This is a genomic window from Candidatus Solincola tengchongensis (genome assembly GCF_015711935.1).
Lineage (GTDB): Bacteria > Actinomycetota > Geothermincolia > Geothermincolales > RBG-13-55-18 > Solincola_A > Solincola_A tengchongensis.
Map to the genome: position 1 here is coordinate 47174 of NZ_JACVJJ010000107.1, position 17638 is coordinate 64811.

General features: G+C 65.3%; 15 protein-coding genes and 1 pseudogene. 5 read left to right on the forward strand and 11 right to left on the reverse strand.

Annotation, left to right across the window (positions count from 1 at the left end; all coding sequences use genetic code 11):
- Positions 1 to 32 precede the first annotated feature (32 nt).
- The 3 genes from H7007_RS10805 to H7007_RS10815 form a co-directional block, all read right to left on the reverse strand.
- Entirely contained in the window at positions 33 to 1226 is a 1194-nt protein-coding gene (locus H7007_RS10805) for a cofactor-independent phosphoglycerate mutase (protein WP_287155346.1), read from the reverse strand.
- Positions 1227 to 1316: 90 nt separating this feature from the next.
- Complete coding sequence (gene thrC / locus H7007_RS10810) at positions 1317 to 2372, reverse strand: threonine synthase (RefSeq protein ID WP_287155279.1); 1056 nt, start codon at positions 2370 to 2372, stop codon at positions 1317 to 1319.
- 332 nt (positions 2373 to 2704) lie between these two features.
- Positions 2705 to 4006 carry a homoserine dehydrogenase gene (locus H7007_RS10815; protein WP_287155280.1) on the reverse strand — a complete coding sequence of 434 codons (1302 nt, stop codon included), beginning with the start codon at positions 4004 to 4006 and terminating at the stop codon, positions 2705 to 2707.
- A gap of 489 nt (positions 4007 to 4495) precedes the next feature.
- On the opposite strand from H7007_RS10815, the gene hxlA reads away from it, so the two are divergent.
- A complete protein-coding gene (hxlA, locus tag H7007_RS10820) occupies positions 4496 to 5794 on the forward strand; it encodes a 3-hexulose-6-phosphate synthase (RefSeq protein WP_287155281.1) in 1299 nt (432 codons plus the stop codon).
- Between the two features lie 13 nt (positions 5795 to 5807).
- Here hxlA and H7007_RS10825 read toward each other — a convergent pair whose 3' ends face one another.
- The 4 genes from H7007_RS10825 to H7007_RS10840 all read right to left on the reverse strand — a co-directional run bounded on the left by H7007_RS10825 (position 5808) and on the right by H7007_RS10840 (position 9518).
- Positions 5808 to 6653, reverse strand: coding sequence for a hypothetical protein (locus H7007_RS10825; protein WP_287155282.1), 846 nt, complete (start codon positions 6651 to 6653; stop codon positions 5808 to 5810).
- 34 nt (positions 6654 to 6687) lie between these two features.
- Entirely contained in the window at positions 6688 to 7938 is a 1251-nt protein-coding gene (gene lysA, locus H7007_RS10830) for a diaminopimelate decarboxylase (protein ID WP_287155283.1), read from the reverse strand.
- Between the two features lie 23 nt (positions 7939 to 7961).
- Positions 7962 to 8381 (reverse strand): secondary thiamine-phosphate synthase enzyme YjbQ, encoded by a 420-nt coding sequence (locus tag H7007_RS10835; RefSeq protein WP_287155285.1) that lies wholly within the window; start codon positions 8379 to 8381, stop codon positions 7962 to 7964.
- 285 nt (positions 8382 to 8666) lie between these two features.
- Positions 8667 to 9518 carry a deoxyribonuclease IV gene (locus H7007_RS10840; protein WP_287155286.1) on the reverse strand — a complete coding sequence of 284 codons (852 nt, stop codon included), beginning with the start codon at positions 9516 to 9518 and terminating at the stop codon, positions 8667 to 8669.
- Positions 9519 to 10229: 711 nt separating this feature from the next.
- On the opposite strand from H7007_RS10840, the gene H7007_RS10845 reads away from it, so the two are divergent.
- The 4 genes from H7007_RS10845 (at position 10230) to H7007_RS10860 (ending at position 13529) form a co-directional block, all read left to right on the forward strand.
- Complete coding sequence (locus H7007_RS10845) at positions 10230 to 10913, forward strand: MBL fold metallo-hydrolase (protein ID WP_287155287.1); 684 nt, start codon at positions 10230 to 10232, stop codon at positions 10911 to 10913.
- A gap of 264 nt (positions 10914 to 11177) precedes the next feature.
- The gene (locus tag H7007_RS10850) at positions 11178 to 11807 is read left to right on the forward strand and encodes a PadR family transcriptional regulator (RefSeq protein ID WP_287155288.1); all 630 of its coding nucleotides are present in this window, start codon (positions 11178 to 11180) and stop codon (positions 11805 to 11807) included.
- A 78-nt stretch (positions 11808 to 11885) separates the two neighbouring features.
- Positions 11886 to 13052 carry an inositol-3-phosphate synthase gene (locus H7007_RS10855; RefSeq protein ID WP_287155289.1) on the forward strand — a complete coding sequence of 389 codons (1167 nt, stop codon included), beginning with the start codon at positions 11886 to 11888 and terminating at the stop codon, positions 13050 to 13052.
- 177 nt (positions 13053 to 13229) lie between these two features.
- A complete protein-coding gene (locus tag H7007_RS10860) occupies positions 13230 to 13529 on the forward strand; it encodes a hypothetical protein (RefSeq protein ID WP_287155290.1) in 300 nt (99 codons plus the stop codon).
- Between the two features lie 9 nt (positions 13530 to 13538).
- Here H7007_RS10860 and H7007_RS10865 read toward each other — a convergent pair whose 3' ends face one another.
- From H7007_RS10865 to H7007_RS10885, 4 genes and pseudogenes are all read right to left on the reverse strand, one after another.
- Complete coding sequence (locus H7007_RS10865; RefSeq protein WP_287155291.1) at positions 13539 to 13964, reverse strand: PaaI family thioesterase; 426 nt, start codon at positions 13962 to 13964, stop codon at positions 13539 to 13541.
- Between the two features lie 18 nt (positions 13965 to 13982).
- Positions 13983 to 15041 (reverse strand): annotated as a pseudogene (locus H7007_RS10870) (UDP-glucuronic acid decarboxylase family protein).
- A 139-nt stretch (positions 15042 to 15180) separates the two neighbouring features.
- Positions 15181 to 16281: a saccharopine dehydrogenase family protein gene (locus H7007_RS10880; protein WP_287155294.1), complete on the reverse strand. Its 1101-nt coding sequence runs from the start codon at positions 16279 to 16281 to the stop codon at positions 15181 to 15183.
- A 214-nt stretch (positions 16282 to 16495) separates the two neighbouring features.
- On the reverse strand, positions 16496 to 17599 hold the full coding sequence (locus H7007_RS10885) for a type IV pilus twitching motility protein PilT (protein WP_287155295.1): 1104 nt from the start codon (positions 17597 to 17599) through the stop codon (positions 16496 to 16498).
- Between the last annotated feature and the right edge of the window lie 39 nt (positions 17600 to 17638).

A 17638-nucleotide genomic window follows, 5' to 3' on the forward strand; every position in this document is an offset into this window, starting at 1 on the left:
CACCCGGGCGGTTTCTCCATCACTCACTCCCATTATAGCCCTTTCACCAGCATATCCATGAGTTTCCATCCCGGGATCTCCCGGTAGGTCCCCCTGCTCGCTTCCCGTTCGCTGAAAGCGCGTGCGGCGTCTGGGTCTCTTCCTCCCAGATAAAGGGCGAAGGGCACCGGTTCCGGGACATGGGTGCCCACCTCGACAGGAGTGGGGTGGTCGGGCGCGAGAAGGATGTGGAACTCCTCGTGTAGGCGGACCGATTCATCCAGCACCGCACCCACGATGTGGCGGTCGAAATTCTCCAGGGCTTCAACCTTGGCCTCCCAGCTCCTCTCGTGGCCCGCCTCGTCGGGGGCTTCCACGTGGACGTACACCAGATCCACCCTGCGCAGGGCGTGCAGGGCATAGCGCGCCTTGGCCTCGTAGTCGGTATCGTGATAGCCAGTGGCTCCCGGGACGGTGACCACCTCCAGCCCGGCATGGACGCCCAGGCCCTTGACGAGGTCCACGGCGGTGATCACCGCCCCGGTGAGGCCGAACCTCTCCCTCAGGGTGGGAAGTTCCGGCGAACGTCCCTGGCCCCAGGGCCAGATCATGTTCGCCGGCCGCAGGCCGCGCTCCCGGCGCCACCAGTTGACGGGGTGGTCCTCGAGGAGGCGACGGGAAAGCCTTATGAGCGAGCGCAACCGCTCCGACCCGGGCCCTTGAGGGAGGATCTCCTCTATTTTCCGCCCCACGGCGTCGTGCGGGGGAATACAGTTGTCCTCCAGGTATCTCAGCCCCCGCAAAACCAGGAGGTGCCGGTATCCCACCCCGGGGTGGAAGGCGGTGTAGGGATCCCCCAGTCTCTCTTCCAGGAAAGCGATGATCCGGCGAGCTTCTTCGGTAGGGATGTGTCCCGCGCTGTAATCCGCCAGCCTTCCTTCCTCCTCCGTAACCAGGTTGCAGCGGAAGGCCACCTGATCCTCGGCGAGCTTCACGCCCATGCTGGCCGCCTCCAGCGGCCCCCGCCCGCAGTAATAGACGCGCGGGTCGTAGCCGAGGAGGGAAAAATTGGCAACATCGCTGCCCGCCGGCATGCCTTCGGGGACGGTGACCGCCGTGCCGCAGATCCCGTTCTCGGCCAGGAAATCCATGTTCGGCAGGCGAGCCGCCTCCAGGGGCGTGGCTCCCCCGCGGGCGGCCACCGGGCGGTCGGCCGCACCGTCCGGCACAAGGACGAGGTACTTCATCTCCACCTCCCCGAGATCATCCCTCCTGAGCCGGGGGAACCCTTGGGAACGAAGGGCGGGGACCGGGTTTCCCGGCCCCCGCCGTGCGCCTCAGAGCCCCAGCCTATCCAGCACGGCCTCCAGGTCCGCGGGGACCGGCTCCGGTTCCTCCACCGTCCTCACCGCCAGGTCGGGGTCTTTCAGGCCGTGACCGGTGAGGACGCAGACCACCAGCGAGCCGGGCTTCAGGTCGCCGCGGCGAAAGGCCTTGTAAAGGCCGGCGACGGAGGCGGCCGACGCCGGCTCCACGAAGACGCCTTCCCGCTCCGCCAGCAATCGGTAGGCCTCCAGTATCTCCGCGTCGGAGACCATGTCGATGCGGCCCCCCGATTCCTCCGCCGCGGCCACCGCCTGTTTCCAGCTGGCCGGATTGCCGATGCGGATGGCGGTGGCCACCGTCTCCGGCCGCTCCACCACGTGGCCGCGCACGATGGGCGCCGCGCCCTCCGCCTGCCAGCCCATCATGCGCGGGAGGGAGTCCGTCTTCCCCGCCTCGCGGTACTCCCGGTAGCCTTTCCAGTAGGCGGTGATGTTCCCCGCGTTCCCGACTGGTATGAAATGGTAATCGGGCGCCCGGCCCAGGGCGTCGCATATCTCGAAGGCCCCCGTCTTCTGGCCCTCGATGCGGTGGGGGTTGATGGAGTTCACCAGCACCACCGGGTAGTCCTCGGCGATGCGCCGTACCATCTGCAGGGCCTGGTCGAAGTTCCCCTCCAGGGGTATCACCCGCGCCCCGTGAATGAGGGCCTGGGCCAGCTTGCCTAGGGCTATGGCCTGCCTGGGTATGATCACCGCGCAGGTGATCCCCGCCCGGGCGGCATAGGCCGCAGCCGAAGCGCTGGTGTTCCCGGTGGAGGCGCAGATCACCGTGCGGGCCCCTTCCTCCAGGGCCTTGGATACGGCCACCGTCATCCCCCGGTCCTTGAAGGAGCCGGTGGGGTTCAACCCCTCGTATTTCAGGAAGACCTGCAGCCCAAGCTGACGGCTGATATACCCCGCCTCCACAAGCGGAGTGTTTCCCTCCAGCAGGGTGACCACTGGCGTCTTGCCCGTCACTGGTAGAAATTCCCTATAGGCCTCTATCACGCCCCGCCATTCGCCGCGCAAGACCGACGACCTCCTTCCCACCCTCGTTCACCGCCTTTGGCCTATCCCCTACCCCTCCGCCACGGAGACCGGGCGAACGCTGCGCCCCCCTGCGCCCGGTCGCGCGTCCCTCCTCATGACCGGCGGCGCGCCGGCCGTCAGAACCGGCGCCATCCGTGACCCGGGTCCGCGATGCCTCCTCCGCGGAAGAGGGAGAGGTTTCGCCCCCGCCCCGCAAGCTCACGGGTACCGGCGCTCCCGTGATCCCTCTACATCGAACACGGCGTCCGGAAAAGCCGTGGGTCCCGCCGTCCCCGGGGATTCATCCTTCCTCTCCGGACGCCGGGAGGGGCTCACTCCTCCCCGGGGTCCTCCACGCGGATGAGGCTGGCCACCCTGTTGACCTCCTCCAGGCCCTCCAGGCCGCGCACCGTGGCCCTGATGTTCTCCTCCCTGACCTCGTGGGTGACCAGGACGATGCGTGCCTCCCTGCCCGTCCCGTGCTGGATGACGGACTTGATACTCACCTGGTTCTCGCCGAATACGCCGGCGATCTTGGCCAGCACGCCGGGCCGGTCGGGCACGTCGAAGATCATGAAGTAACGGCAGCGCACGTCTTTCATGTCCTTGACGGGCTTCTGGAAGAAACAGGTACAGCCCACCAGCCGCCCGCCGGTCAGGATGTTGCGCGCTATGGAGATGACGTCGCCCACCACGGCGCTCGCCGCGGGCAGGGAACCCGCCCCCTTTCCGTAGAACATGAGCTCCCCCACGGCGTCCCCGGACACGAAGATGGCGTTGTTCTCGTCCCGCACCGCTGCCAGGGGGTGGCGCTCGGGGATTATCGTGGGATGCACGCGAACGCTTATCCCGTCCGGCTCGTCCTTGGCGATGGCCAGCAGCTTGATGACGTAGCCAAGCTCGCGGGCAAAGGAGATGTCGTCCGGGGTGATGGAGGTTATGCCCTCCGCGTACACGTCGGAGAGGGTCACCCGGGAGTTGAAGGCCATAGAGGCCAGTATGGCCAGTTTCGCGGCGGCGTCCTTCCCCTCCACGTCGTAGGAGGGGTCGGCTTCCGCGTAGCCCAGCTCCTGGGCTTTGGCCAGCGCCTCGCCGAAGTCCAGGCCTTCCTCGCTCATGCGGGTGAGGATGTAATTGGTGGTCCCGTTCACTATCCCCAGCACCTGGTCTATCACGTTTCCGGCCAGGGATTCCTTGAGGGGCATGAGGATGGGGATGCCGCCGCCCACCGCCGCCTCATAGGCGAGGTCCACGCCCTTCTCCTCCGCGGCGCGCAGGAGCTCCTCGCCGTGGGTGCTCATGAGCTCCTTGTTGGCGCAGACCACGTGTTTGCCCCGGGATATGGCCTCCAGGATGAAGGTGCGGGCCGGCTCGATGCCCCCCATCACCTCCACCACGATGTCCACCTCCGGATCCCCTATTACCTCCATGGCCTCCGTGGTGAGCATCTCCTCGGGGACCTCCACGTAGCGGGGGTCGGACAGGTCCCGCACCGCTATACGCTTCACGGCTATGTCCTTTCCCACCCTCCGGGAGATGATGGAGGCGTTGTCCCGGAGGATACGCACCACGCCGGAGCCCACTGTACCGCAGCCTATCTGACCGACGACTATGGCTTCTTTCCCGTCCGACATGCTTCCTCCGATATCCGTCTCACTCCGTATGGCAAGAACCGGAATAAGGGTATTTTAACAGCCGGGAACGGGCGGCGCACACCTGGCGCCCGCATGATCGGGCGAGCGGCGGGCGCCCGATCATCAAGCCCCGCCTCGCCTGCCAGAGACTCTTCGATCGGAAACCTCCCCTCTTTCCGAGGGCCGTCACCTGCGAACTCCCGGCAGCCGAGAGCTGCGCAGCATCGCTGTCGTGGACACATCCGGGTCCCTCACGGCCGGTGTTCCCATGTCATCCCGCTGACCCGGCAGGAGGCAAGGCAAGGAGCGGTTTCTCCGCCACACCACGAGGCGATGCCGTATCCCTTCCGCGGGCGATTCGGGATTAATTAGAAATCCACGGAACGACCGCTCCAGCCATCCGGGAGGGCGAGAAAACGGATAGGAACTGGGCATCCTCCAGCACATCATGTAGCGGTGAAATGACCACCGTACTATAATCTATCTGCCATGAGGATAAAAGGACCCATACTGCAGGTGGCCCTGGACTTCGTGGACCTGGAGAGGGCCATTAAGGTCGCCGAGGAGGCCGTCGCCGGAGGCGCCGACTGGATCGAGGCCGGAACCCCCCTCATCAAGAGCGAGGGCCTCAACGCCGTGCGCGCCCTGCGCGAGCGTTTTCCCAACCACGTCATCGTGGCGGACATGAAGACCATGGACGCCGGGCGGGCGGAGGTGGAGGCGGCGGCCAAGGCAGGGGCCAACATCATCGACGTCCTGGGAGCCGCCTCCGACGCCACGGTCAAGGAGTGCGTGGAGGCGGCCAACAACTATGGGGCGGAGATCGTGGTGGACCTCATAGAGGTGGGGGACCCCGTGGACCGGGCGCGGGCGGCGGAGGCGGCGGGCGCCCACTACATCGCCGTGCACACGGCCATCGACATGCAGATGCGGGGTGTGGACCCCTTCGAACGGCTCCGGCTGGTAGCCAACTCGGTGAGCATCCCCGTTGCCGTGGCGGGGGGCATCAACTCGGAGACGGCGGCGCGGGCGGTGGAGAGCGGCGCGGACATCGTCATCGTGGGCGGGGCCATCATCAAGAGCAAGGACGCCCGCCGCGCCGCGGAGGAGATAAAACGGGCCATGCTAACCGGGCAGGCGGTGAGGACCGACCTCTACAAGCGCGTCAACCTGGAGAACGTGCGCGAGGTCCTCCTCAAGGTCTCCACGCCCAACGTCTCTGACGCCATGCACCGTTCCGGGGAGCTGGAGGGCATCCTGCCCATCAGCCCGGGGATGAAGATGGCCGGGCCGGCGGTCACCGTGCGGGCTTACCCGGGAGATTGGGCCAAGCCGGTGGAGGCCATCGACGTCGCCGAGGAAGGGGACGTCATCGTCATCGACGCCGGCGGCGTGGGTCCGGCGCTGTGGGGAGAGCTGGCCACCCACAGCGCCATCCAGAGGAAGCTGGCCGGGGTGGTCATCGACGGCGCCATCCGGGACACGGTGGAGATAAGGCGGCTGGGATTCCCCTCCTTCGCCCGTCTCATCACCCCCACGGCGGGGGAGCCCAAGGGCTTCGGGGAGATAAACGTGCCCGTGACCGTGGGCGGCAGGAAGATCTTCCCCGGGGACTGGCTGGTGGGGGACGACGACGGCGTGGTGGTCATCCCCCGGGACAAGGTGGTGGAGATGGCCAACCGGGCCATGGACGTCCTGGAGAAGGAGAACCGCCTGCGGGGGGAGATTGAGGCCGGGTCCACCCTCTCCCAGGTGGCCTACTTGGAGAAGTGGGAGAAAAGGAAATAATTACCACAACCCCTCATTCCTGCCTTCGGCGGCGCCACTTGCTCAGCCATTGCCTTTTGGCCCTCTCCGCACGCTCCTCTTCCCCGTGCGGCTCCTCTCCCTCCTCCTCGGGCGGCGGCGGGGGGGTGACCTCCTCCTGTATCGCCTCCTCGGTGAATATGGCTGCGCCGCGGTAATTGGGGACCTCCCAGACCAGGGCCACCAACGTCCCCTGGGCCCCCTTCCTCTCGGCGATGGCGGAGAGGAAGAGTGCCGCTTTACGGGCTTCCCTGGCCCTTCTCAGGATCACGCCCACATCCCTCGCTCCCATCACCCGGGACACCGAGGGGTTGCAGAGGACGACCACGTCCCCGGGGCGCACCTCTGTCTCCCGTATCTCTATCCTTTCCCCGGCCGCGTCCCCCAGGAGTCCTCCCTCCCCCTCCCAGGCGCCGAAAAGGGCGTCCGTCTCCTCGCCCCTGTGGACGAAGAGGGAGTTCCCGCCGCAGCGCGCCGCGTAAAGCCTCTGGGTGTCGGCCAGGACCAGAAGGAAGTCCAGGCGGGGCCCGTCATCCCCGTAATTCTCGACGATGTGGCGGTGGATGTGGCGCAGTGAATTGCGCAGGACCACCCGGCAGTCCGTGGACCGGACCACCTCCTCCCGCCGGCGGAAGAACTCGTGGAGGAGGCCAACAGCGTAACGCCGGACCTCCAGTTCTTCCGGGGTCTCCCCCTCGGAGCACACCGAGGCGGCGAAGACCGGCCCGCCCGACTCTCCGGGTTCCATCTCCAGGGCGAAATAGGGAGCGTCCGGAGGCCTCACGCGCTCCCCGCTGTTCACCACGCCGACATCGGCTTCCCTGACCGCTATGTGGCTCACCCCCTCTTCGCCGACAACCCCGCCGCGAGGCCCTCTAACCCGGGACCACCCTCTCGCCTCTCACCAGGTCGTCCATGGTCTCCCTTTCGCGGACCACCAGGAAATCCCTTCCATCCACCATCACTTCCGCGGCCCGGCGTCGTGAGTTGTAGTTGGAGGACATGACGAACCCGTATGCACCGGCGCTCATGACCGCCAGCAACTCTCCCGGTTCCGCCCGGGGCAGGGATCGGTCCCGGGCCAGGTAATCCCCGGTCTCGCAGACCGGCCCCACCACGTCCACCGTCTCCTCCTCCCTCAAGCTCTCCACGACGGGAAGTATGCGGTGGAAGGACCCGTAGAGGCTGGGGCGGATGAGGTCGTTCATGGCGGCGTCCACCACCAGGAACCTCTTCTTCCCGCTCCTCTTGCGGTAAAGGACCCTGGTAACCAGCACGCCCGCGTTGCCCACGATCATGCGTCCCGTCTCCAGGATGGCCGTGCAGCCGTGCTCCTTGAGCACCGGGGCCAGAACCCTGGCATAATCCACGGGGTAAGGGACCTCCTCCTCATCGTAGGGGATGCCGAAACCGCCCCCTATGTTTATGTACCGGATCTCCAGGCCCTTCCGGCGCAGGGAGCGCACCAGCTCGCCGGTCCTCTCCAGGCTCTCCCGGAAGGGCTCCACATCCGTTATCTGGGAACCGATGTGCTGATGCACTCCCACCAGGCGCACGTGCTCCAGTGCCGCCGCGCGCTCCAGGACCGCAGGCGCCTCCTCCATGGTGATGCCGAACTTGGCCTCCTTCAGCCCGGTGGCGATGTAAGGATGAGTGCCGGGGTCGACATCGGGATTGATCCGCAGGGCGATGTCCGCCCTTTTCCCCAACTCCCCCGCCACACGGTCCAGGAGGAGCAGTTCCCCCTCCGACTCCACGTTGAACATGAGGATGCCGGAACGCAGGGCGTAGGCCATCTCCTCCGCCGTCTTCCCTACCCCGGCGAAGACCACCCTCTCCGGCGGGATGCCCGCCTTGAGGGCCCGGTAGAGCTCCCCGCCGGAGACGATGTCCGCGCCCGCCCCCTCCCGGGCCAGCACGGAAAGCACTCCCAGGTTGGAATTGGCCTTCACCGAATAGCAGATCAGGTGCGGGACCTCGGCGAAGGCCTGGTCCAGGCGCCGGTAATGGTCGCGAAGGGTACGCCTGCTGTACACGTAGACCGGGGTTCCCACCTCCTCCGCTATGCGTGTCAGGGGAACCTCCTCGGCGTGCAGTACGCCGTCCCGGTATTGAAAAGCGTGCATCTCTCAACCCCCGCCTTCGAGCTTCACTCCCCGATGAAGGTGATCACCAGGGTGCGTTCCCTGGGCACCTCGTCGAAGTCGACGAACACCAGCTGCTGCCACCTGCCCAGGAGGGGCCTGCCCTCCTCGAAGGGCACGGTGACCGAGGGGCCCAGAAGGCCCGCGCGGACGTGCGAGTGGCCGTTGGCGTCCACTCCCCTGCGGTTATGGTGGTAATCGCGGTCCGGAGGCGCCAGGAAGTCGAAGAGCTCCTGGAAGTCCCGGCACACGCCGGGCTCGTGCTCCAGGGTGGTCACCGCGCCCGTGGCCCCGGGCACGAAGACGTTGAGGATGCCGCTCCGCAAACCCGTTTCCCGCAGCAGAGCGGACACTTCCCCGGTTATCTCGACTATCTGCGCGTTCCCGCCGGTCTTGAACTCCAGGCGCCTGTGGACTACGGCCATGCTTTTCTGTCCTTTCTCCCTTATTTTATTCGCCACTGGCGGCGGGGGTCTTGACTTCCCCCGACCATATTAGCACCTCTTTCCCGCAGAGATAGGCCATGACCGGGACAGGGGGCCGCTCAAACTCCTTCTCGCTTTCCCCGAATCGAGCACACCGGCGGTGGTCCCGGATGGCAGAAAGGCGGGCAGGTGAGATCAAGCTATCAGATGAAGCAAGGGGCCCGACGCCGTTCCCGCAGGGGCCGGTGCCCGGTTGCACGACACCGCCGGCACACGCGCCCGGAATCAGCGCGCACCCCTTCCCGCGGCCTGCCTCAGCCGCCGCAGGTTCTCCCGGTCCCACTCCACGGTCATCTCCGGCGTCTCCAATATCCAGGGGAGCTTGCGCAACGCGGGGTGCCGGGCCAGTATGGAAAAGGTTTCCATACCTAACCTGCCCTCGCCTATGTGCTCGTGCCTGTCTACCCGGGAGCCCAGGTCGCCCTTGCTGTCGTTGGCATGCACCAGCTTCAGGCGCTCCAGCCCCACCTCCTCGTCCAGCTTCCGGAGAGTGTCCTCCAATCCCTTTCTGGTGCGTATCTCGTAGCCGGCAGCGAATACATGACAGGTGTCCAGGCAAACTCCCAGCCTCCGCTCGTCGGGAAAGGCCCTGACGATCTCCCCCAACTGCTCGAAAAGATGCCCCACGCTGTTCCCGGAGCCTGCCGTGGTCTCCAGGAGAAGCGGCACCCCTTGAGGGCCCCGTCGCAAAGCCTCCCTCACCGCCCGTATCACCCTCCGTACGCCCTCCTCCTCACCGTCACCGCCGTGGCTTCCCAGATGGGTGACCACGGCGGAGGAACCGAGCCTCGCCGCGGCCTCCATGTTCATGACCAGGGAGGCTATGGACCTGTCCCTCACCTCCCCCTCGGGGGCGGCGAGATTGATGAGATATATGGTGTGCACGAAGACGGGCTCGATCCCCCCACTCCGGCAGCCCTCCCGGAAGGCGTCGATATCCCCGGGGAGGATGTCGGACTGTTTCCAGCCCCGGGGATTGGAGACGAATACCTGGATGGTCTCGCAGCCCCTCTCCACGGCGCGGTCCACCGCTTTGCTCAGGCCTCCGCTTATCTGAATGTGGCATCCCAGACGCATCCGAACACCCCCACACATTACCAGCCGACAACTGGAGAACGGCCGGGCGAACCCCTTGTCTCCATTCCGCGAACCGCCGTTGCCCCCAGTGCCCGAATCCCTCTTCCGGATCGAACTCCCTACGGTATCCATTTTATTACTCACCCCCCTCACCCGGGACGCTCTCCCCTCCGGCGGGGCCGGAGGGCTCCGGGTCACCATGCTCGAAATCCGTTGCCCGCAGCACTCCCGTCACCGGTTCCCCTTTCCTCCTTGTTTCATCCCCTTACCTTTTCCGCGTTCTGCGGAGCAGGTAAACATCCCCAACGGACGCAAGTGGAGTCGTGGAAGGATCGATCCCACCCCAGGAGGCCTGCCCCTTCCGCCGCCACCGGCCGCCGCACCGCGGTCGCCGTGCAGGATGCCTTCCGCGCGGGTAATCGGCGGGGCTTGCGCCGGTCGAGCTCGTTCGCCTTCTGCGCTCCCTCCGTCCCCGGCTCCCGCGGGCACCTGCCTCCGCCGCCCATGAGGATCCCTTTCCCTCCCTTTAGGTTCGCTGCCTTACCGGGGCTTATCCACCTCTCCTCTCCTCGTGGTAAAAAGGACTTATCCGCCGCTTCACCGCGGGGGAAGAAAGGCGGCGGGGGATCGAACCGGGAGGATGGGGAAGAACGGCTCGGCATCTCGGCGGCCGTAGCCGCGCCCCGTGAGGATGTGGAGGTGATAGGGGTCATGAGACCGGAAAAGATAACCGAGGGCGTGTACATCGTGGGGGGGCCGGAGATTACCTCCCCGGACGATTGCTGCGTGTACCTGGTGGACCTGGGCCGTCCCATCCTGGTGGATGCCGGAGCGGGCCGTTCCGCACCCCTCCTGGCACGAAACCTGGAAGAAATCGGCTACTCCGCCAGGGACCTGAGCCTTCTCGTCCTCACTCACTGCCACATCGACCATGTGGGAGGGGCCGGTTATTTTATGGAAAAATATGGGGTCAGGTTGGCGGCCCACGAACTGGACGCCCAACCGCTCCGGGAGGGGGACAAGAGGCGCACGGCTGCACAGTGGTACGGCGTGGACCTCAAGCCGCTGGAGGTCGGAGAGATCCTCCGTGGGGAGGAAGGCGAGTTCCCGGCGGAGGCCTCGCCCCTCCGCTGGCTGCATACTCCCGGCCATACCCCGGGCTCCATTTCCCTCTACCTGAACAACGGCCTGTACACGGTGCTTTTCGGGCAGGACATCCACGGCCCCTTCTACGCCTCCTTCGGTTCCGACCTCGACGCCTGGGCGGCTTCCATGCGCCGCCTACTGGAGCTGCAGGCCGACATCCTCTGCGAGGGGCACTTCGGGATCATCCGTCCCGCCTCCGAGGTGCGGAGGTACATCGAGGACTACCTGAGGAATTACGGGCGCCTTTGAGGACTCCTGGTCACCGCGGAGGGCCCAGAGCGGTAGATCACGAAACCCTCTCCTATCCCGCCTCGTTCGTATCGGCGGCGCGGCCAAAACCGGCCGGCTGGCACCTCTCCCGCTCTGTTTCGGCTACAGGGGCTCTGCAGAGGTTGCGCGGAGGGGGGATATGCGATAATATATCGTTATGATATATCGATATGATATATCGCCTCGATATCTCCGAATCGGATGACGTAGTAGATAATAACGCCGGAAGGAGAGGGTGTAAAGGTGCTCGAACTGGCCATATTGGGCGCTCTCAAGGAAAAACCCATGCACGGTTACGAGCTGAAGAAGCGGCTCTCTTTCCTCCTGGGGCACCTGTGGAAGATAAGCTTCGGGTCCCTTTACCCGGCCCTTAAGCGCCTGGAGGCCAAGGACGCCGTGGAAAGGGCCTACACGGTCAAGGAGAAGACCCGCAACCGCTACGTCTACCGCATCACCCCCAAGGGGGAGGAGATCTTCCGAAAGCTCCTGGAAGACACCGGTAAATCCTCGGAGATCACCGATTCCGACAAGTTCAGCCTCCGGCTGGCCTTCTTCCGTTACATGGAGCCCGAACTCAGGCTCTGGTTGCTGGAAAAAAGGCGCAACTACTTGGCCGAGAGGCTCGAGGAGATGAGCGGGACCGGGAAATCCCGCTATAAGGAGTCGGACAGCTATCGCCTGGGGCTCTACAGGCACCGCCAGGAACTGCTCCGCAGCGACATACAGTGGCTGGACGAACTCATCGAACAGGAGAGGAAACAGCTTCTGGAAAAGGAGCGGGGAGGGGGCTCCCCGAGGAAGGGGGAGAAGGGGGGTGAAAAGTTGCTGCTGGAAGGCGAATCGCTGGAGAAAGCCACGCCCATTCAGGCCTGACGGCCGACGGCGTGAACGGAGAGGAAAGCCTATCCCCAAGGGGATATGAATATAAGGAGTTAAAGGGAGGTTGAACATATGGGAAAGGTGAGGACGGCCATAATAGGCGTGGGGAACTGCGCCTCTTCGCTGGTGCAGGGCATCCAGTACTACCGTGACGCCGAGGAAGGCGACCTGGTTCCGGGCCTCATGCACGTGCGCATCGGGCCCTATCACATCCGGGACATCGAGATCGTCTGCGCCTTCGACGTGGATGCGGACAAGGTGGGCAGGGACGTCTCGGAGGCCATCTTCCGGGGCCGTAACAACACCATCAAGATAAGCGACGTCCCGCCCCTCGGGGCGCCCGTCTACCGCGGGCACACCCTGGACGGGTTCGGGAAATATTACCGCCAGGTGGCCGTGGAGGACGCCTCGGAGCCGGTGAACGTGGCCGAGACCCTCGCCCGGCACCAGGTGGACGTGGTCATCAACTACCTGCCGGTGGGCAGCGAGAAGGCCACCCACTTCTACGTGGAAGAGGCCCTCAAGGCGGGCTGCGGGGTGGTGAACTGCATACCCGTCTTCGTCGCCAAGGAGGAGATCTGGCAGGGACGCTTCCGCCGTTACGGCCTTCCCATCGTGGGCGACGACATCAAGTCCCAAGTGGGAGCGACCATAGTGCATCGCGTCCTGGCCAAACTCTTCAACGACCGCGGGGTGGTCCTGGACCGCACAGCCCAGTTGAACATCGGCGGCAACATGGACTTCATGAACATGCTGGAACGCGAGAGGTTGGAGTCCAAGAAGATCTCCAAGACCGACGCCGTGATCTCGCAGCTCAACCACAGCATCGACAGGGACGACGTGCACATCGGGCCCAGCGACTACGTGGCCTGGCTGCACGACCGCAAGTGGGCGTACATCCGTCTGGAGGGGCGCGAGTTCGGGGACGTACCGGTCTCCCTGGAGTTCAAGCTGGAGGTGTGGGATTCGCCCAACTCCGCCGGCATCGTCATCGATGCCGTTCGCTGCTGCAAGCTGGCCATGGACCGCGGGCTCTCCGGGGCCCTCATCGGGCCCTCCGCCTATTTCATGAAGTCGCCCCCGGTGCAGTATTCCGACGACGTCGCCCGGCAGATGGTGGAGGACTTCATCGCCGGCAAGCCGGAGGGGTTGCTCACCACCGCGGATTTCGGCAACGGCAAGGACCTGGAGAGCGCGCAAGGCCTCCTGTCCGGCCGCCCCAATCCCGGCGAGGATTGAATCCCATGCCTTGCCGCGAGGCTCCGAGTCCACTGGCGGGCGAATCCGAACTTCCGCTCCTCTCCTCAATGCCAGCGGAGCGAGCGCTCATGGGGTTGACTCTACCCCTCCGGGTGTTGTATTAGGCATAAGCAAGACATGGTGGGTGACGGAAACAGGGTTCTGGAGGATGGGGCCTTGAGCGAGACCGTGGAGATGTGGTACCCCGTGACCGAGGAAGCCAACTTCCCCGTCCAGGTCAAATGCTACTCCGGGTTCAAGGCCGACGAACGCCCCTTGAGCTTCGTGCTCAGCGGCCGCGAGCTCTCGGTCATGGACATCGAGGGAAGCTGGTTCGAGGAGGACGAGACCAGCCGCGAGCGGAGGGTCTGCTTCCGGGTGAGGGCCGACGACGGAGACCTCTACCTGCTAAGCCATCATCCGGAGGAGGGTTCCTGGATATTGCGCCGGGTCATACGGCTGGGCGGCATGCCTTGAGCAGGCGAGTCAGGACCGCGGCTGGATCATGAAGGTGGCCGTGGCCTTGGCCACCAGTTTACCCGAGGAATCGTAGAGACAGGACTCCCCGACGGCGATGGACCTCCCCTTCTGGATGACCTTTCCTTCCGCGCTCAGCTGACCGTCGCGCACCGGGGCCAGGTAGTTTATCTTCATCTCCACGGTTATCATGCCCTCCCTTTCCAGGTCCATGAGGGTGGCCAGGGCCGCGGCTATGGAGGCGTCGGCCAGGGAGGCCAGAGCCCCTCCGTGGACCACCCCCCCGGCGTTGAGGTGTTTTTTCTCCACCGGCAGGACCAGGCGCGACTTCCCCTCCTCCAGTCCTTCCACCCTCATTCCCAGGAGGGCGTAATAGGTGGAGGGGTCGGAGCGCAAGCGTACGATCCTTTCGTAACGTGATTCCCTGTCCTCCAACTCGTCTCCCTCCGCTCGTCACTTCTGGAACCATTCGACCGTGCGGCGCAGCCCTTCCTCCAGGGCGGTCGAAGGTTCCCATCCCAGAAGCTCCCGCGCCCGGGTGAGGTCGGGTTTCCTCCTGCGCGGATCGTCCCTGGGGAGGGGCATGAAGGTTATCCGCGAAGCGGAGCCCAGCATCTCCCTTATGCGATGCGCCAGCTCCAGCACGGTCATCTCCCGGTCGTTGCCCAGGTTGATGACTTCCCCCACGGCGCGCTCGCTGCGCAGGGCCAGACATATCCCCTCCACCAGGTCGTCCACATAGCAGAAGCTCCGGGTCTGGGAGCCGTCCCCGTAGACGGTAATGGGCTCGCCGGCCAGGGCCTGCTGGATGAAATTGGGAACGACCCTCCCGTCCTCCCGCCGCATTCGCGGGCCGTAGGTGTTGAAGATGCGCAAAATGACCGTCTCCGTCCCGTAAAGACGCCGGTAAGTCGAGGTGAGCGCCTCGGCGAACCGCTTGGACTCGTCGTAGCAGGCCCTCGGCCCCACCGGGTTGACGTTCCCCGTGTATTCCTCGTCCTGAGGAACCTTCAGGGGGTCGCCGTACACCTCGGAGGTGGAAGCCAGGAGAAAGCGGGCGCCGTTCTTCCTCGCCACCTCGAGAGCCTGGTAGGTGCCCACGGAATTGGCCATCATGGTCTCGACCGGCAGCCGCTGATAGTCGACCGGGCTGGCAGGGCTTGCCAGGTGAGCCACGGCGTCAACCTCGAGGGTCAGGGGTTCGGCCACGTCGGCCAGTATGAACCGGAAGCGGGGGTGCTCCTTGAGTCCCTTCAGGTTCTCCAGGCTCCCGGTGCACAGGTTGTCCAAGCACCAGACCTCGTGCCCCTCCTCCACCAGGCGTTCGCATAGGTGGGATCCGATGAATCCCGCGCCGCCGGTTACCAAAATCTTCAATACAACACTCCTCGCGTCCTACTACCGAATCTCCCGGCGCTCAAGAAAGCACCAGACCTCGTGCCCCTCCTCCACCAGGCGTTCGCACAGGTGGGATCCGATGAATCCCGCGCCGCCGGTTACCAAAATCTTCAATACAACACTCCTCGCGTCCTACTACCGAATCTCCCGGCGCTCAAGAAAAAGATTATAACAGGACCCGCGACGCACGGTAACCGCGTTCCGGGCATCTCGCCTCCTCCATAGGCGCGAAAACGGCCCGGGGACCGTCTTTTCATGGGGAGGCCTCCTCGGCCATGAAGAACCGGGCCCCCGAGGCCTCCAGGAAGGGGAGCGAACTTCCAGGGTCCATAGCCTCTTCCGGGGTGTAGACCCCCGGAGGGGGGTCGGCGAGCCGCAGCCACGCGACGGCAGCGGCGGCCACGGCGCCGGTGACCCGGTAATAATCGCCGGCGGCGGCCAGGTGCACGCGATACGGCCTCTTGCCGCGAAAGCCCTCCGCCGTGACCCGGAGAAAGGAGGGGCACGGCCTCTCCTTCTTCGAAGCCATGGCCTTTCCCGCAGCCAACTTCAGGAGATCGAGCAACAACTCCGCGTATCCCTCCTCCCCCAGCCGGGAAATGACCTGAAGGAGGAAATCCTCCCCCCTGCCGCTCAACCCCCCCTTGAAGAAGGACTCCCTCACTCCTTCGACGGCGCGGGTGAGGGTGAACGGCTCCGGCCTGTGCATGTAAGCCGCGATGCCGGGCCCCGCGGGTGGCGGGAAGTCCACCGCCTCCGCCCATCCTCCGGCCCTCACCCGCTCTTCCCGGCCGTCCCGGATGACCGCGGCTTTTCCGGATAAGGAACGAGCTAGGTGCCGGATGGTGGCCCATCCCAAGGCCGACAACCCATCCAGGCGCCAAAAGAAGCGCAGTCGGTCCACCCGATCCAGCCGGGAAGCGGCCCGGAGCGCCAGGAGGTTGGAGAGCCCGGGGGCCATCCCGCAGCCGAGGAGCACCCGCAAACCGCGGCCCGCGGCCTCCTCCCGGCGGGACAGGAGTTCCGCTGTGGCCTGGGCGTCGTCGCAGAGGGAGAGGTAGTCGCACCCCGCTTCCAGAGCAGCCTGGAAGACACCGGCCTCGTGAAGGTGGAAGGGGCCCAGGCATCCCAACGCCAGGTCGGCCTCGGAGAGGCGTTCGCGCAGGCAACGGTGATCCGCGGCCTCCAGGTATCGCATGTGCAACGGGAAGGGAGCGGGTTGCGAGGCCATCCTGGTGAGGGCCTCGACGTCCCCGTCGGCCAGGAAGACCGCCTCCACCCCGGAAAGCGGGAAGAGGGCGGCGAGCACCGCCCTTCCCGCCCGGCCCGCGGCGCCCAGGATGACGATCCTCATGGCCTTGCCCCGAATATCTCCGCCGCGCTCGACTCTTTCCAGGGAAGTGGGGATAACCCGGCAGCGTCGCTACGACGGCTTCTCCTCGATGCCCCGGCGCAGAGGAGGGCCAGCACGGCGAGGACCGAGAACGTGAGGAGCGCTTTCCCGCTCAACGGCCGCCCGCGCAACGGCCTCGAACGGGGGAGGAGGTGGTTGCGGGGCCAGAGGTTCATCACTTGCTCAGGAGGTCTTCCTCCACCTCCAGGCCCAGCTGCTTCACCGCCAGGGCGAAATCATGGGGGTTGGTGGCCGCCGACAGGGCGGTCTTGAAGTCCACCAGACCATAGCGGTAGAGATCCACCAGGGACTGGTCGAAGGTCTGCATCCCGTAGAACTCGCCCTCGGCTATGATCTCCCGGAGCACGGTGGTGGGCTCCTCGTTTATCAGGGCCTCGGCCATGCGTCCGGTCATGACCAGCACCTCCACCGCGGGCACCCTCCCGCTGTGATCCTTGAGAGGAAGGAGGCGCTGGGAGATGACCCCCTTGAGGACGCTGGCCAGGGTGAGGCGGATCTGCTTCTGCTGCTGCGGGGGGAAGAAGTCGATTATCCGGTTCACGGTCTCCGTGGTGTCGATGGTGTGGAAGGTGGAGAGCACCAGGTGCCCGGTCATGGCCACGTTCATGGCCGCGGTCACCGTCTCCGGGTCGCGCATCTCTCCAATGAGTATGACGTCGGGGTCCTGGCGGGTGATGTACTTCAGGGCGTCGGCGTAGCTCTCGGTGTCCGTCCCGATCTCCCTCTGGTGGATGATGCTCTTCTTGTCCACGTGCAGGACCTCGATGGGGTCCTCGATGGTGATGATGTTCAGCTGCTCGTTGCTGTTGATGTAATCGATGATCGCCGCCAGGGTGGTGGTCTTGCCCGCTCCGGCAGGGCCGGTGACCAGTATCATCCCCCTTCTCTCCATGGCCAGGCGCCTCAGCACGGGAGGAAGTCCCAGCTCCTCGAAGGAGGGCACCGAAGTCGTGAGCACGCGGCGTATGGCGATGCCCACCGTGCCTCTCTGCTTGAAGATGTTGGCCCTGAACCTGCCCAGGCCGGCGATGCTGTATGCGAAGTCCACTTCGTTGCGCTCGGCGAACTTCTTGGCCTGCTTCTCGTTCATCAGGGCGTAGGCGGCCTCCACGGTATCCGTGGGAGAGAGGCGCGGGAAGTCCGATTTGACCAGCTGGCCGTCGATGCGGAAATAAGGCGGGCCTCCGGCCTTGATGTGCAGGTCGGAAGCCTGCTTCTCCACCATGTACTGCAGAAGCGTCTGGATATCCATCTCCATCCCTCGCCCTTTTCTCGCCCAACCGTGCCTCTCGGCCGC